This is a genomic window from Microbacterium sp. TS-1 (assembly GCF_000509385.1).
Classification (GTDB): Bacteria; Actinomycetota; Actinomycetes; order Actinomycetales; family Microbacteriaceae; genus Microbacterium; species Microbacterium arborescens.
The window spans coordinates 402,338-415,087 of the sequence record NZ_BASQ01000001.1; the positions used below are offsets into that span (position 1 = coordinate 402,338).

Below are 12,750 nucleotides of genomic sequence, written 5' to 3' on the forward strand. Positions count from 1 at the left end.
CAGTACGGGAATTGGCCTCTTTCGCTATGGCCAATCTCAGGATGCAATGGACGAGTGACCCTCCGCTTCTCGCAACTCGTCGTCGGCCTCATCCTGTTCGGCATCGGGTGCGCCGTCATGGTGGATGCCGGCATCGGCCTGGACCCGTGGACGGTCTTCGCCGAGGGAGTGAGCAAGAACACCGGCATCGGGATCGGCTGGGTCGTCAGCATCACCGGTTTCCTGGTGCTGCTCCTGTGGATCCCGCTGCGTCAGAAGCCGGGTGTCGGCACCGTCGCGAACATCCTCGTCGTGGGCGCCGCCATGCAGTTCGCCCTCCCGCTCATCAGCACACCCGATGCGTGGCCGGCACAGCTGGTCATGTTCATCGCCGGCACCATCCTGGTCGGCGTCGCATCGGGGATCTACATCGGGGCTCGCCTGGGTCCGGGCCCCCGCGACGGACTCATGACCGGCATCCACCGACGCTGGGGCTGGCCGATCTGGGCCGGCCGGCTGATTGTCGAGGCGACCGTGCTCGTGACCGGCTGGCTGCTCGGAGGAACGATCGGTCTCGGCACGGTGCTGTTCGCCGTGCTCATCGGGCCGATCGTGCATGTGAGCCTGCCGCTGTTCGACCGAGGCGCACGTGCCCGGATGCGTCGGGCACCCGACCCGCGTGCCAGCGACTCGACGGCGGCGGCCCGGCTCAGTGCTCCCGGAACGTAGGCCAGTCCGCCCCCGGCGGCATGTGGGCGTGCAATGCGTTCTTGGCGATCTCCATCGTGGGGTAGGTGCCGAGCTCGGCATCCGCACCCGCCATCGTCACGATGTACTCATCGCCGCGGTGGCGGATCATCCCCGCCACTCCGCCGGCGCCGTACGCCACCCACAGTGCTGTCGATCGTGTCTGCGCGTTCATCATCGAACCCCTTCCGACACCCGCAGGCTACGCTTCCGAGCGCCGCGGAGCCAGGGGTGTGCGGCAGCCGGACCGACACGGACCTCGGCGCGCGATAGCGTAGAAGCATCTGCCTCCGTAGCTCAGTGGATAGAGCAGCGGCCTTCTAATCCGTTGGTCACAGGTTCGAATCCTGTCGGGGGCGCTCGAATGCTGTTGCGGACCGGCGTGTGAACCTGCGCTCGGTGTCGGCCACCACGGGTCGCGCCATGAGCGCGAGCAGGCCGGCGAACGCCCACAGCAAGAGCAGCACGGCGGCCTCGCTCACCACGATCGCGAGGAACACCGCCACGATGAGCAGCGACAGGACACCCAGCGTGAAACGCCACTGGGAAGCGAGCTGCGCCACGGCGACGCGGATCGCATCGCGCGCGCGGAAATCGAATCCCGCCGTCAGGACGACCATGTGCCCACCCCAGACGAGGACGAGCAGTCCGAGAACGCTGTACAGCGGGCGAAGCGCCGCACCGCCGTCGACCCCGTCGAGATGGATGAGGTTGAAGGCGAGCACAGCGAGGGCTGCGGTCGCCGGCACCGCCCACCGGAGGGTCGGTACGAGGTCACGTCGGTAGGCGCGGAGGAAGTGCCGACCGGGCGACAGGTCGGTGTGCGGCGCCATCGCCGCCGCCACGCCCGCCACGAAGGCGGGAGCCAGCGGCAGGAGGGCGAGCACGAAGAGGGGGACGTTCGACGGATCCCGGTCGAGCAGCATCACCGCGACGACGGAGGGCAGTGAAGCGATCAGCAGTTGCGCCTCCAGAACCATCTGCCGGTAGACGAACGCGGCGCCTCGGGACAGCGGACCGCGTCCGACCTCGTCGGCGGGATCGCTTCGACGAATCGTGGTGGTGTCGACATCCATCTTCCTCGGCTCCTTCGCTCGGAGGGTGGGGGACGGGGCGGCCGGCCGCGGTGACGTGACCGGCCGCCTCTGCTCATCCCTGATTCTGCGTGCGCTCGAGCGCGGTGTTGAACGTCTCGATGAGCTGGCCGGATCCCAGGCCCTCGAGCTCGGCGACGTACGCGTCCCAGTCGTCCTCGATGGAGCGCTGGCCCGTGATGAACGACGCGGTCGCCGCGTGGACGGCATCCGTCAGCTGCGTCTGCAGCAAAGACGTCTGCTCGAGCTCGATCTCGTTGAGCAGCGGGGCCGGTGCGGTCGGCAGCTGCTCCTTCTTCTCGAGTTGCTCGGCGGTCCATTCGGCGATCTCGTCGGTCATCATCGAGAGCACCAGCTCTTGCGACGAGCCGTTCGCGAGCAGGAAGACCCCGTTGCTGTAGCCGTAGTCGGCGTTGAGGAGCTGGGGCGCGCCGGCGTTGATCGAACTCCATGCGATGTCGTCCATGAGCTTGCGCGTGCCGTCGGCTTCACGCGTGAACGTCTCGCCCTCCACGCCCCACTGAGCGAACTCGAGGCCCTCGTCGGAGTAGTAGAGCCAGTCGACGAACTGCAGCAGCGCCTTGAAGTACGGCTTCTCGGCCGCGCCGCTCGAGATCAGGATGCCGGAGGTGAAGCGACCGCTTGGCAGCTTGTCGCCTGCCGGCCCGCCGGGGAGCGAGAGCAGGCGGATCGGGACATCGCCCTGGCCCGAGTCGGCGAACTTCTGCCGGTATTCCGCGATCGTCTGGGTGTTCCCAGAGATGGCGGCCGACTTGCCCGAGATGAACTTCTGTACCGCCTGGTCATCGCTCTGGGTGATCTCGGGGTCGAGCACGCCGGCCTCGACGAGGGCGGCGGCATCCGACACGACCTGCTTGTATCCGTCCGAGGCACCTGTGAACACGTACGCGCCGGCGTCCTGGTCGTACCACGTGTTCGCGTAGCCCCAGCCCGCTGCCGTCGGATAGTTCGGCGCCATGATGCTCAGCAGCGAGCCGAGCGGCGTCGCGTCCGTCCAGCGATCCGACATCGCGTAGTCGAGCTCCGGATTCGCCTGCTTGACCTTCTGGAGCTGCTCGAGGTACTCGTCCCAGGTCGCGGGGTCCTCGGCAATACCCGCTTTCTGCCACAGGTCCTCGCGGATGGCTACCGAGTACTGGACGTCGGGCACTTCGCGCAGGCCCGGCAGGTGGTAGATCTTCCCATCCTGCTGCCGGCGGTTCTGCAGGTCTTCCTCGAGGTCCCAGTCGGCGATCTTCTGCTGGAAGTTCGGCATGTAGTCGAAGTAGTCCGAGACCGGAAGGATCGCGCCGCCCGAGACGAACTGCGTCTCGGAACCTGCGTACGTCGAGGAGATGATGTCGGTCGCCTCGCCGCTGCCGATGAGGAGCGACTTCTTCTGATCGAAATCGGCCATCGGGATGTCCGTGCGGGAGAACGTGACGTTGTGGTCGTTCTCGAGATGCTGGAAGAACGACCAGTCGTCCTTCACCGGATAGTTCGGGTGGTCCCGGTACATGAGCGAGAACTGCACCGGCTCGGTCGCGGCGAAGGTCACGCCGGCCTCGAAGTCCTCCATCGCGCCGACGGACTGCGCTTCTCCGATCGTGGCGGCGCCGTCGCCGGCGGGATCGTCGGTGGCGGGGCCGGAGCAGGCGGACAGCACGACGGCAACGGCTGCCAGTCCCGCGGCACCGGTGAGGGTCTGGCGAGTGATTTTCATTGTGTTTCTCCTCTGTGTGAACGTCGTCGTTCGACGTAGGGGATTCAGCCCTTGACCGACCCGAGCATCACGCCCGAGACGAAGTAGCGCTGGATGAAGGGATACAGGCAGATGATGGGGAGCACCGTGAGCAGCATCGTGACGGCCTGGATGTTCGAGGCGACCTGCGCGGACTCGCCGCCGATCGCCTCCTGCACGCCCGTCGCGGCTGCGATGAGATTCCGCAGATAGACCGTCACGGGGAACAGCGTCTTGTCGTCCAGGAAGAGGAACGCGTTGAACCACGAGTTCCAGATGCCGACGGCGTAGAACAGCGTCATCGTCGCGAGCACGGCCTTGGACAGCGGCAGCACGATCCGGAAGAAGATGCCGTAGGTCGTGAGGCCGTCGATCGCCGCGGCCTCTTCGAGTTCCTCGGGGAAGTTCTCGAAGAACGACTTCATGACGAGCAGGTTGAACACGCTCAGCGCTCCCGGCACCACGACGGCCCAGATGCTGTTGCGCCAACCCAGGTAGTTCGCGATGAGGATGTAGTTGGGGATGAGGCCGCCGCCGAAGAACATCGTGAACACCGCGATGCCGACGAAGAAGGTTCGTCCCTTGAGATACGGCTTGCTCAGCGCGTAGGCATACGTCGTGGTGATCGCCATCGCTATGACGGTTCCGACGATCGTGTAGAGGAACGTGTTCCCGTAGTTCGTCCAGAACGTTCCGTCGTTCATGACCACGCGGAAGGTGTCGATGTTGAAGCCTCGCGGGATCAGATTCACCTCGCCGGCGGCGATGTATCCCTCGGACGAGAACGCCTTCGCGACGAGGTTGATGAACGGGTACAACGTCACGACGCACACGAGTACGAGGGCGACGGCGTTGACCACCCGGAAGGCCCGGTATCCCGGCGACTCCCGGATGATGCCGGTCTCCCGGCGCACGCGTGCGCTGTCGGGTTTCGGGGGCAGGGCTTCGGTCACCACAGCGAGGTACCAACCAATCGACGAGAGAGGGCGTTCGCGCCGAGGACGAGCACGAGGCCGATGACCGCCTCGAACAGGCCGATGGCCGTTCCGTACGAGAACTGGGCCGACTGGATGCCGACGCGATAGAGATAGGTCGAGATGACGTCGGCCGTCGAGTAGATGAGCGGATTCTGCAGGAGCAGCACCTTCTCGAATCCGACAGCCATGAACGAGCCGATGTTGAGGATGAGGAGCACCATCATGGTCGGGCGGATCCCCGGCAGCGTGATGTGCCAGGTCTGCTGCCAACGATTCGCACCGTCGATCCGAGCGGCCTCGTAGAGCTGATCGTCGATCGTGGTCAGCGCGGCGAGGTAGAGGATCGTTCCCCACCCGACGGTCTGCCACACCTCCGAGGAGACGTAGATCGAGCGGAACCACTCGGGCCGTTGCATGAACGGGACGGGGTCGCCGCCCATCGCCTCGACGACCTGATTGACCGTCCCGTTGAGTGCCGTGAGCTGCAGCACGAGACCGGCGACGATGACCACCGACATGAAGTGCGGAAGGTACGAGATCGTCTGGACGATGCGCTTGAACCGACGCGAGCGCAGTTCGTTGAGCATGAGCGCGAGCACGATCGGAAGGGGGAACGTGATCAGCAGGGTGAGCCCGCCCAGGACCACCGTGTTCCAGAACACCGTCCAGAACTGCTGGTTGGAGATGAACGCCTCGAAGTAGTAGAAGCCCACCCACTCGTCGCCGAAGATCGAGCCGCCGGGACGGAACCGCCGGAAGGCGATCACGTTCCCGAGCATCGGGATGTAGCGGAAGACGAGCAGGAAGACGACCGGCGCGAGCAGGAAGGTGTACAGGCGCCAGTCGCGGGCGAGCGCCCGGCGCCAGGTCTGCTTCGCGCGGGGCGTGCGATCGCGCCGGAACGGGCGGCGCTTGGGCCGCGCTGTGGTGATCGCTCGCGTCGCGGTGCCGGCGGGTGGGGCATGCCCCAGCCGCACCGGCGTGTGAACGGATTGCGTCATTCGGAACTCCACATCCTCGTGGTTCTCGTGAGCGGGTCGCCGCTAGGGGGTCAGGAGGGGCACGCGGGCGTCCGAACCGATCACCGTCGCCCCCGCCTGTGCGTGCAGGCTGAGCTCCGCCGCCATCAGTGCGTGGTCCTGGCTCATCGCGGTCTCGGTGCCGTCGAGGCAGTCGCGGATCAGCTGCCCGAAGTACGGGAAGCCGGTCATGCCGTTGGCGTTGAAGCGGCGCTGTGTCTCCTGATTGACCAGGAGCACCTGACCGCCCCCGTTGTCGGTGGTGATGTCGATGTACTTCCGCAGCTCGATGTACCCGTCGGTACCGAGCAGCAGTGTGCGCCCGTCGCCGAAGACGCCCAAGCCGTCGGGCGTGAACCAGTCGACCCGGACGTAGCCTGTCGCACCGTTGTCCAGCACGACGTGCGCGTCGCCGAAGTCCTGCAGGCCAGGGGTGTCGGGATGCGCGTAGTTCGCGATCGTCGAGGTCGAGACGCGACCATTCGTCGCACGCGTGTAGTGGAGGATCTGATCGAAGTTGTGGCTTCCGATATCGCACAGGATGCCGCCGTACTGCGCCGGGTCGTAGAACCAGTCGGGCCGGCCGCCGCCGATACGATGCGGGCCGAAGCACACCACCTGGATGACCCGGCCGATCGCACCACGCTCGACGAGCTGGTCGGCGAGGATCGCCGCCTCGGAATGCACGCGCTCGCCGTAGTACACGGCATATCGCAGGCCGGTCCGCGCGGTCGCTTCCCGAACGGCATCCAGCTGGGCGAAGGTCGTGAGCGGGGCTTTGTCGACGAAGGCGTGCTTGCCCGCCTCCATGGCCCGGAGACCGATCGGAGCGCGCTGCGACGGAATCGCGGCCGTTGCGACGAGCCGAACCGCGGGGTCGTCCAGCACCTCCTGCTCGCTCGCGGCGATTCGCGCCGTCGGATACTGCTTCGCGAAGGCCGCCGCGCGTGCGGGGTCCTCGTCGAAGACCCAGGTCACGGTCGCGCCGGCGCCGATCAGGCCGTCGGTCATTCCGAAGATGTGGCCGTGATCGAGACCGACGGCGGCGAAGGCGAACTCGCCGGGCTCGACGACCGGACGCGGGAGGGGGTCGAACGTGTAGGAATGGCTCATCGGGGGATCTCCTGGTCTGTCAGGTCGTAGGCGCGGATGCGTCCGCACATGCCGAACGCGCGATCGCTGGCGGCTTCCGGGGCCTCGTGGGCCCGCGCACCGCGGAGGTGGCCGACATCGCCGCGGGCGATCGCTTCGGCGAGCCTCAGCGAGTCCTCGGCTTGGGCGAGGGCTCGCTCGCGCACGATCCGTCCCCAAGCGGCGGCGCGGTGCCGGACGAGTGCGCCCGCGCTCTCGTAGAAGTCGTTGAGGGGGGTGCGATCGCCCGCGACGACCGCAGCACGGAGCGCCTCGAATCCCGTGACGGCGAGGTCGCGACGCCGGGCGGCGCGGACCGCCCGGCCCTCCCCCTCGCCGAGGGCCACCGCGTCCGCATACGCGTCCGGGTCGCCGACGACGGACGGGGGGAAGGTCATCACCGCGTCGCCCGCCTCCGGCAGGCCCGCGTTGCTCATGAGCACGAGGACCTTCAGCCCGCCTCGGTTCACCGCCCGGTGGATCGTGCCCGGGGTGAACCAGACCACCGAGCCGGCCGACAGGCTCGTCTCCCGGTATCCGTCACGGTCGATCGTCTGAAGAGCTCCGTGCCCCTCGACGACGAGATACGCCTCGGTCGAGACGAGGTGGATGTGGGGACTTCCGCCGCAGACGCCGTCGGGAGCGGCATCGGGGTAGATGTCGAGGTGCGACAACGAGGTGCCGCCGGGGAACGATGACGCGGTCACGACGCCGCCTCCACGAGGGAGGTCTGCTTCTCGTAGAAGTGCGGCGCGCGCTCCACGAGGTGGCCGGAACGGTAGTAGGGGTCGTCGGCCGCGAGCGGAAGGTCCACGAAGGTGCGCTCGATGCCCGCCTTGTAGATGGCCGCGACGACCTCGATCGCGTTTCGGCCGTCCCGCCCTCCTGCGATGGGCTCACGGCCGTCCCGGATCGCGCTCAGTACATCGGCGATCTGCCCTGTGTGCCCGGCGTGCGCGAGAGGCTCTCGCGCGGCGACGACGCCTTCGATGGCCGCCACCAGATCGGCATCGCCGCCCTTCGCAGGGAATCCGCCGCCGTCGGCGCGCTCGGCGATCACCCGCCACGGCTGCGACACCCGCGCCTTCGCGCCCTGGATGACGATCTGCTGCTCCTCGCCGTGATGGACGACGGAGCTCGTGAGCTGCGCAAGACCGCGTTCGTAGCGCAACACCGCGACAGAAAGGTCTTCGACCTCGCTGTTGTCGTGCTGCGCGTTCGCGAGCATCGCCGTGATCTCCGTCGGCCGACCCAGGAGCCACAGGAGCAGGTCGATGTGGTGGATCGCATGGTTGAGGGTGCAGCCGCCCCCTTCCTTCTCCCACGTGCCACGCCACCAGAGGTCGTAGTACGGCAGCCCCCGCCACCACGCCGAGTCCACGCGCACGGACGAGATCGACCCCAGCAGCCCCGAGTCGACGACGGCTTTGAGCGTCGCGAGATCGTCGCGGAACCGGTTCTGCGCGACCACCGAGAGCACCTTGCCCGAACGCTCCTGAGCCGCGAGCATCGCGTCGCATTCCTCGAGCGAGGGCGCCATCGGCTTCTCGACGAGAACGTTCACGCCCGCATCCAGAGCCGCGATCGAGAGGGCGGCGTGGGTAGACGGAGGAGTCGCGATGCTGACGAGGTCCAGCTCGGCCTCCGCGATCATCCTGAGGGGGTCGTCGTACCCGACCGCGCCGGCGATGCCGAACTCCTCGGCCTTCTGCGCAGCCTTCCCCGGCGAGACGTCGGCGAGGGCGACGATCTCGCAGTCCTCGGGGAACGCGAGATACCCGCCGATGTGGGCACTGGCGATGCCGCCCGTGCCGATGATGCCGATTCTGAACATGCTTCCTCGCACTTCTACTACGTATTACTACGACGTAGTAGTCATGATGGTCGCATGTGCCGCGCGCGGTCAACGATTTTCTAAAACGACCGTGTCGCGGCCGCTCACTAGGATGGACGACATGGTGGGAACAGCCGAGAACGACCGTCTCGTATGGATCGATTGCGAGATGACGGGGCTGGATCTCAGCGTCGACGAGCTCGTCGAGGTGGCGGTCATCGTCACCGACTACGAACTCGTGCCGCTCGACCCGGGCTTCCAGCTCGTCATCCGGCCCAGCGAGGCCGCCCGCGCGAACATGGGCGACTTCGTCACCGCGATGCACGAGACCTCGGGCCTGATGTCCGAGCTCGACTCGGGCGCGCCCCTCGCCGACGCCGAAGCGGCGGTGCTCGAGTACATCCAGCGCTTCGTGCCGGAAGGCAAGGCCGCCCTCGCGGGCAACACGATCGGCACCGACCGGATGTTCCTCGCGAAGTACATGCCCCGGGTGGACTCCTGGCTGCACTACCGGAACGTCGACGTCTCCAGCATCAAGGAGCTGTCGCGACGGTGGTTCCCCCGCGCGTACTTCCAGGCGCCGGCCAAGGACGGCGGGCACCGTGCGCTGGCCGACATCCGGGAGTCGATTCGCGAGCTCGCCTACTACCGCTCCGCGGTGTTCGTGCCCGCGCCCGGCCCCACCAGCGACGAGGCCCGAGCAGCCGCCGAGGCCGCCGTGTCGTCGTATGCCCCATCCGTGTAATACAATCGTCTGGTTGCCCGGTTTCACCGGGAGACATGGTGGCTATAGCTCAGTTGGTAGAGCACCGCGTTGTGGTCGCGGGGGTCGCGGGTTCAAGTCCCGTTAGCCACCCCACGTAAACACCCCGGTCCGGGAGTGCAGATGATCGAGATGGATGTCGAGGAGTTCGAGCTCCTCGTGACCGCCGAACTCGATCGCCTCCCCGACGACATGGTCGACGGACTCCACAACGTCATCTTCGTCGTGGAAGACCGCCCGGAAGACGGCAGTCTCGACCTGCTCGGCCTCTACGACGGTTACGCCCTCACCGAGCGCGACCGCTACGGGCAGGGCGAGCTGCCGGACCGGATCATCGTGTACCGCGAGCCGCACCTGCACGCCTGCGATGATGTCGCGAGCCTGAGCGACGAGATCCACACCACCCTCGTCCATGAGATCGCCCACTTCTACGGCATCGACGATGACCGCCTGCACGAGCTCGGATGGGCGTGATGAGCACCGCCCTTCCCGACCTCGACCGCGAGCCCGATCTCCGCGCCGCCCCCGACGAACCGTGGCAGACCGTCGTGTGGAACGATCCCGTGAACCTCATGTCGTACGTCGTCCATGTCTTCCGGACCTACTTCGGATACTCGCGCGATCGCGCGACGCAGCTCATGCTCGCCGTCCATCACGACGGGCACGCGATCGTCGCCGAGGGGCCGCGCGAGGCGATGGAGGCCCACACCCGCGCGATGCACGAGTTCGGCCTCTGGGCGACCGTGCGGCGATCCGGCGCATGACCGCCTCCGTCGCGTTCGCGCTGCCCCCAGTCGAGGCGGATTATCTCCAGGAGCTGGTCGACCAGTACCTCGAGCTGGTCGCCGCGCCCGACGATCCCCGCGACCCTGCCGCCAAGCGCCTCTCCCCCGACGCGTACCCCGACGATGCGGATGCCGCGGCGGAGTTCCGCGCGCTCACTCGAGACGATGTCGCGGCGACGCGCGCCTCCGACGCGCGTCTCGTGCTCGCCACGCTCACGAGAGCTGCACAGGGCCGCTCGGTCGATCCGGCATCCGGCGATGGGCTCACACTCGGACCGCAGGAGCAGACCGCGTGGCTTCGGACGCTCGCCGGCCTCCGGCTCGTGCTGGCGGAACGCATCGGCATCAGCGACGAGAGCATCATGCCGGTGGGTGACCCGCGCTTCGACGTCTACGAGTGGCTGGGATACCGTCAGGAGATGCTGCTGCAGGCACTCGACGGCTGATCAGACGAGTTCGACGACGTGCGTCGCGAGACCTCGAGGATCGTTTCGAGCGATATGGTCCTCCTCCTGCGCGGCCCAGCGATCCCAATGCGGACGGTACGCCTCACCGTCGCGGTCCAGGGCACGCCGCTTACGCAGCTCGCTCGGGGCGTCCAACCAGATTCTGACCGTCGCGAAGGCTGCGGCCGTGGCGGTCAGCGCTCCGCTGCCTTCGAGGAGGATCGTCTCGTCAGCGCCGACGGCCCGTTCGGGTCCGTAGCGGTCCGCCGTCCAATCCCACTGCTGCCAGCGCGCCGTAGCGCCCGTGCGACGAGGGGCGAGCACACGCGCGACGGCGTACTCGGCGCCCGCCGCGAGGCCGTCCCAGCCGGGATACAGCTCGTCGAGTGCCACCAGCTGCGGCGTTCGCGGGCCGCTCCACTGCCGCTGCAGCTCGCGCGCGAGCGTGGACTTTCCCGCGCCGCTGCGCCCGTCGATGATCACGACATCGCCCGGCGAGGTTTCGCCGAGCACGGTACGGATGAGCGCCGCAGTGGTCAGACGCGCGGCGACCCTACTTCTTGAGGGCGCGGATGACACGGCTGAGAGCGCGTCCCACGACCCAGACGAACGGGATGCCGACGGCGACGAGAGAGACGAGGTTCGGCTCGAATCGCAGATCGTCGCCCTTGCGCACGTACGCCCCGACGGGGATGGCGTAACCGCCGCCACCGCCACCGCTGTTCCCCTCGTCGTCCTCGCCGGCCCCGAAGCCGCTCCACGTCAGCGCGACGGGGATGAGCCTGATGCCGTCGACATCCTGCTGTTCGCCGTAGACGCTGGTGACGCCGAGGTTCGCGGTCTGCTTGCCGAGTTCGAGTGCGAGGTTGGGCATGGACCCACCGTACCCTTCTCCGGGCGCCGCGGTACAGGTGTCAGTGTTCGTGGCCGGGGCGTGGATTGGTCGGCATGGCGCCGACGTCTCGGCGGGGTCCGAGCACGCTCGCTCGCGTCACCGCGCCCCGGCCGAAACGGGCCCGGGCTCCGTCGAGCGCATCGTCGACGCGCCGCCATTCCTCGTCGTCGTCCCAGAGCGTCAGGCCGCCGGTGCCGTCCGGACGCAGCTTCTCCGCGCGGACGCCGATGAGTCTCACCGGTTGCGACAGCTCGACCGTCGAGAGCAGCTCGATCGCCGCCGACCCGATGCGCTGCCCGACATTGGTCGCCAAGGGCAGGGTCTGCGAGCGGGAGTACGTCGAGAAGTCGCTCAGGCGGACCTTGATCGATACGGTCCCGGCCTCCCAGCCCCCCGCACGCAGTCGCGCGCCGACGCGGTCGGCCAGACGCCTCAGCTCGGACCGGAGCACCGTGAGGTCGGAGACGTCGCGCGAGAAGGTCTCCTCGTGCGAGACGCTCTTCTCCGCGCGCTCGGTCTGCACCTGGCGCGCGTCGTGTCCGCGCGAGAGGTGCCAGACGCGCTCACCCATGGCCGGCCCGAGCGCTCGATCGAGGACGGGCCTCGGAGTGTCCCAGACGTCGGCGACCGTCCGGATGCCGCGGGTGAGGAGCGCCTCGGCCGCCTTCGGTCCGACGCCCCACAACGCGCCGACCGGCCGGCCGCCGAGGAAGCGGAGCGTCTGGTGCTCGGCGACGACGAGCAGACCGTCGGGCTTGGAGATCGTCGACGCCATCTTCGCGACGTGCTTGGTCGCCGCGACCCCGACGCTGCACGTGAGGCCGGTCTCGCTCAGCACGCGGGCGCGGATGAGCTGCGCGATCTCGCGTGGACTCCCCCAGAGCCGACGAGCACCGCTCACGTCGAGAAACGCCTCGTCGATCGACAGCGGCTCGACCAACGGCGTGATCGATCGGAAGATCTCCATCACGCGCTGCGAGAGCTCGGCGTAGCGTTCGAACGTCGTCGGGACCACGATCGCCTGCGGGCACAGTTGCAGGGCGCGTGCAACCGGCATCGCCGACCGGACGCCGAAGCGCCTCGCTTCGTACGAGGCGCTCGACACGACGCCCCGGCGCTCGACGCCGCCGACGATGATCGGCTTTCCCGCGAGCGACGGATCGTCCAGCACCGCAACGGCCGCGTAGAAGGCGTCCATATCGACATGGAGGATTCGCGTGCCCGCGTCGTCCGCATCCGGCGGCGACACGATGCGTCCTGTCCCGTCGCCTCGTCCCATGCCTCTATTCTCGCCTCTGCCGCGGACACCGGAGCGGTCGTCCGACGACGAGGCGGCGCC

At 67.8% G+C, this 12,750-nt stretch carries 16 protein-coding genes and 2 tRNA genes; 7 read left to right on the top strand and 11 right to left on the bottom strand.

Going from position 1 to position 12,750, the window contains the following annotated elements; genetic code table 11:
* The first annotated feature begins 54 nt into the window (after positions 1-54).
* Positions 55-708, top strand: a complete 654-nt coding sequence (locus tag MTS1_RS01805; protein WP_023950879.1) for a YitT family protein — start codon at positions 55-57, stop codon at positions 706-708.
* On the opposite strand, the gene MTS1_RS01810 is transcribed toward MTS1_RS01805, so the two are convergent.
* The gene (locus MTS1_RS01810) at positions 689-901 is read right to left on the bottom strand and encodes a methyltransferase (RefSeq protein ID WP_233494886.1); all 213 of its coding nucleotides are present in this window, start codon (positions 899-901) and stop codon (positions 689-691) included. The genes MTS1_RS01805 and MTS1_RS01810 overlap by 20 nt on opposite strands.
* Before the next feature lie 111 nt (positions 902-1,012).
* Between MTS1_RS01810 and MTS1_RS01815 the strand changes: the two genes are divergently transcribed.
* Positions 1,013-1,085 (top strand) — tRNA-Arg (locus tag MTS1_RS01815).
* Here MTS1_RS01815 and MTS1_RS16225 read toward each other — a convergent pair.
* From MTS1_RS16225 to MTS1_RS01850, 7 genes are all read right to left on the bottom strand, one after another.
* Positions 1,059-1,802, bottom strand: a complete 744-nt coding sequence (locus MTS1_RS16225) for a hypothetical protein (protein WP_023950883.1) — start codon at positions 1,800-1,802, stop codon at positions 1,059-1,061. The two genes, MTS1_RS01815 and MTS1_RS16225, sit on opposite strands and share 27 nt — an antisense overlap.
* Before the next feature lie 73 nt (positions 1,803-1,875).
* Positions 1,876-3,543: an extracellular solute-binding protein gene (locus tag MTS1_RS01825; RefSeq protein ID WP_023950885.1), complete on the bottom strand. Its 1,668-nt coding sequence runs from the start codon at positions 3,541-3,543 to the stop codon at positions 1,876-1,878.
* Positions 3,544-3,587: 44 nt separating this feature from the next.
* A complete protein-coding gene (locus tag MTS1_RS01830; RefSeq protein WP_233494887.1) occupies positions 3,588-4,475 on the bottom strand; it encodes a carbohydrate ABC transporter permease in 888 nt (295 codons plus the stop codon).
* Between the two features lie 35 nt (positions 4,476-4,510).
* On the bottom strand, positions 4,511-5,539 hold the full coding sequence (locus MTS1_RS01835; protein WP_023950889.1) for a sugar ABC transporter permease: 1,029 nt from the start codon (positions 5,537-5,539) through the stop codon (positions 4,511-4,513).
* Between the two features lie 42 nt (positions 5,540-5,581).
* On the bottom strand, positions 5,582-6,670 hold the full coding sequence (locus tag MTS1_RS01840; protein WP_023950891.1) for a Gfo/Idh/MocA family protein: 1,089 nt from the start codon (positions 6,668-6,670) through the stop codon (positions 5,582-5,584).
* Complete coding sequence (locus MTS1_RS01845; RefSeq protein ID WP_023950893.1) at positions 6,667-7,395, bottom strand: cupin domain-containing protein; 729 nt, start codon at positions 7,393-7,395, stop codon at positions 6,667-6,669. The genes MTS1_RS01840 and MTS1_RS01845 overlap by 4 nt, the downstream gene beginning before the upstream one ends.
* The gene (locus MTS1_RS01850) at positions 7,392-8,522 is read right to left on the bottom strand and encodes a Gfo/Idh/MocA family protein (RefSeq protein ID WP_023950896.1); all 1,131 of its coding nucleotides are present in this window, start codon (positions 8,520-8,522) and stop codon (positions 7,392-7,394) included. Before MTS1_RS01850 ends, MTS1_RS01845 begins: the two co-directional genes overlap by 4 nt.
* Before the next feature lie 121 nt (positions 8,523-8,643).
* Here MTS1_RS01850 and orn point away from each other — a divergent pair, with 121 nt between their 5' ends.
* The 5 genes from orn to MTS1_RS01875 all read left to right on the top strand — a co-directional run bounded on the left by orn (position 8,644) and on the right by MTS1_RS01875 (position 10,516).
* Complete coding sequence (gene orn / locus MTS1_RS01855) at positions 8,644-9,267, top strand: oligoribonuclease (protein ID WP_036304586.1); 624 nt, start codon at positions 8,644-8,646, stop codon at positions 9,265-9,267.
* A gap of 38 nt (positions 9,268-9,305) precedes the next feature.
* Positions 9,306-9,381, top strand: a tRNA-His gene (locus MTS1_RS01860).
* Positions 9,382-9,408: 27 nt separating this feature from the next.
* Entirely contained in the window at positions 9,409-9,759 is a 351-nt protein-coding gene (locus MTS1_RS01865; RefSeq protein ID WP_023950900.1) for a metallopeptidase family protein, read from the top strand.
* The gene (clpS, locus tag MTS1_RS01870; RefSeq protein WP_036304587.1) at positions 9,750-10,049 is read left to right on the top strand and encodes an ATP-dependent Clp protease adapter ClpS; all 300 of its coding nucleotides are present in this window, start codon (positions 9,750-9,752) and stop codon (positions 10,047-10,049) included. The genes MTS1_RS01865 and clpS overlap by 10 nt, the downstream gene beginning before the upstream one ends.
* Positions 10,046-10,516: a DUF2017 family protein gene (locus MTS1_RS01875; protein WP_036304588.1), complete on the top strand. Its 471-nt coding sequence runs from the start codon at positions 10,046-10,048 to the stop codon at positions 10,514-10,516. The genes clpS and MTS1_RS01875 overlap by 4 nt, the downstream gene beginning before the upstream one ends.
* Here the strand turns inward: MTS1_RS01875 and MTS1_RS01880 are convergent, their stop codons facing one another.
* The 3 genes from MTS1_RS01880 to dinB are packed head-to-tail and all read right to left on the bottom strand — an operon-like array spanning position 10,517 to position 12,690.
* Positions 10,517-11,095 carry an AAA family ATPase gene (locus tag MTS1_RS01880; RefSeq protein ID WP_052007554.1) on the bottom strand — a complete coding sequence of 193 codons (579 nt, stop codon included), beginning with the start codon at positions 11,093-11,095 and terminating at the stop codon, positions 10,517-10,519.
* Positions 11,070-11,390, bottom strand: coding sequence for a hypothetical protein (locus tag MTS1_RS01885; RefSeq protein WP_023950908.1), 321 nt, complete (start codon positions 11,388-11,390; stop codon positions 11,070-11,072). The genes MTS1_RS01880 and MTS1_RS01885 overlap by 26 nt, the downstream gene beginning before the upstream one ends.
* A 40-nt stretch (positions 11,391-11,430) precedes the next feature.
* Positions 11,431-12,690 (bottom strand): DNA polymerase IV, encoded by a 1,260-nt coding sequence (gene dinB, locus MTS1_RS01890; RefSeq protein WP_023950910.1) that lies wholly within the window; start codon positions 12,688-12,690, stop codon positions 11,431-11,433.
* Positions 12,691-12,750 lie beyond the last annotated feature (60 nt).

Excerpts from the sequence above, each read along its gene's own strand:
- MTS1_RS01825 (WP_023950885.1), bottom strand. The coding sequence starts at position 3,543 with ATGAAAATCACTCGCCAGACCCTCACCGGTGCCGCGGGACTGGCAGCC.
- MTS1_RS01865 (WP_023950900.1), top strand. The coding sequence starts at position 9,409 with ATGATCGAGATGGATGTCGAGGAGTTCGAGCTCCTCGTGACCGCCGAA.
- MTS1_RS01850 (WP_023950896.1), bottom strand. The coding sequence starts at position 8,522 with ATGTTCAGAATCGGCATCATCGGCACGGGCGGCATCGCCAGTGCCCAC.
- dinB (WP_023950910.1), bottom strand. The coding sequence starts at position 12,690 with ATGGGACGAGGCGACGGGACAGGACGCATCGTGTCGCCGCCGGATGCG.
- MTS1_RS01875 (WP_036304588.1), top strand. The coding sequence starts at position 10,046 with ATGACCGCCTCCGTCGCGTTCGCGCTGCCCCCAGTCGAGGCGGATTAT.
- clpS (WP_036304587.1), top strand. The coding sequence starts at position 9,750 with ATGGGCGTGATGAGCACCGCCCTTCCCGACCTCGACCGCGAGCCCGAT.
- orn (WP_036304586.1), top strand. The coding sequence starts at position 8,644 with ATGGTGGGAACAGCCGAGAACGACCGTCTCGTATGGATCGATTGCGAG.
- MTS1_RS01810 (WP_233494886.1), bottom strand. The coding sequence starts at position 901 with ATGAACGCGCAGACACGATCGACAGCACTGTGGGTGGCGTACGGCGCC.
- MTS1_RS16225 (WP_023950883.1), bottom strand. The coding sequence starts at position 1,802 with ATGGATGTCGACACCACCACGATTCGTCGAAGCGATCCCGCCGACGAG.
- MTS1_RS01835 (WP_023950889.1), bottom strand. The coding sequence starts at position 5,539 with ATGACGCAATCCGTTCACACGCCGGTGCGGCTGGGGCATGCCCCACCC.
- MTS1_RS01840 (WP_023950891.1), bottom strand. The coding sequence starts at position 6,670 with ATGAGCCATTCCTACACGTTCGACCCCCTCCCGCGTCCGGTCGTCGAG.
- MTS1_RS01885 (WP_023950908.1), bottom strand. The coding sequence starts at position 11,390 with ATGCCCAACCTCGCACTCGAACTCGGCAAGCAGACCGCGAACCTCGGC.